1 protein-coding gene is annotated in these 1,133 nt (G+C 64.7%); it reads left to right on the top strand.

The genetic code is table 11. The annotated features are described in order from the left end of the window. On the top strand, positions 1-957 hold a 957-nt coding region (locus tag AUL36_RS22925), incomplete at its 5' end, for a thiamine pyrophosphate-dependent dehydrogenase E1 component subunit alpha (RefSeq protein WP_062224574.1). Between the last annotated feature and the right edge of the window lie 176 nt (positions 958-1,133).

Raw genomic sequence — 1,133 nt, 5'->3', positions numbered from 1 at the left:
TTTCCGCCCGAAGTCCTGAAGGACGCGCTGCGCCAGATGCATCTGATCCGCCGCTTCGAGGAAGGGGCGGAGGAAAGCTATATGCGCGGCCTCATCCACGGCACGATGCATCTCTCTATCGGGCAGGAAGCGTCCGCCGTCGGCACCTGCCTCGCGCTGACCGATACGGACCAGATCACCTCCACCCATCGCGGCCACGGCCATTGCATCGCCAAGGGCGCGGAGGTCGGGCGCATGTTCGCGGAGTTCTTCGGCAAGGAAACGGGCTATTGCCGGGGGCGCGGCGGCTCGATGCACATTGCCGACGTGACCAAGGGAAATCTCGGGGCCAACGGCATCGTGGGCGGTGGCCTGCCGATCGCGGTCGGGGCGGCCCTGTCCATGAAGATGCAGAAGAGGCGCGACGTCGTCGTGTCCTTCTTCGGCGACGGAGCCAACAACGAGGGCGCTTTCCACGAGGCACTGAACATGGCCTCGATCTGGAAGCTGCCGGTCGTGTTCGTGTGCGAGAACAACAAATACGGCATGTCGGTCTCGACCGAGCGCTCCACGGCGGTCAAGAACATCGCCGATCGCGCCGTGGCCTATTCCATGCCGGGCGTCACGGTGGACGGCAATTCGCTGTCGGATGTCGCGGAAGCCTCGCACAAGGCCATCGAGCGCGCGCGGGCCGGCGAGGGGCCGACGCTCATCGAGTGCAAGACCTACCGCCATCGCGGCCATTCCAAGAGCGATCGCAACCGCTACCGCACCAAGGAAGAGATCGACGACTGGATCTCCAAGGACCCGATCGGCCGGTTCGAGGCCGAGATGCTGGACTATGGCGTCGTGGATGCGGCCGAGATCGAGGCGATCCGGGCGGGCGTCGAGCGCGAGATCGCGGACGGCATCGAATTTGCCAGGAACTCGCCGTCGCCCGATGCGAAGGACGCGACGGCCTTCGTCTACACGGCATAACGGCCATACGAGCCGAAGGATTCTTGAGATGAGCGAGACCATCGACGCGGCTGGCGGCCGCGAGCTTTCCTATGCCCAGGCGATCCAGGAAGCCATCGCCATCGCCATGGAGGAAGACCCGCGCGTCTTCATCATGGGCGAGGATATCGGCGTCTATGGCGGGGCCTTCCAAGTAA

The sequence above is a fragment of the Aureimonas sp. D3 genome (assembly GCF_001463805.1).
GTDB lineage: Bacteria > Pseudomonadota > Alphaproteobacteria > Rhizobiales > Rhizobiaceae > Aureimonas > Aureimonas ureilytica_A.
This window is presented reverse-complemented; position numbering and strand designations above follow the sequence as displayed.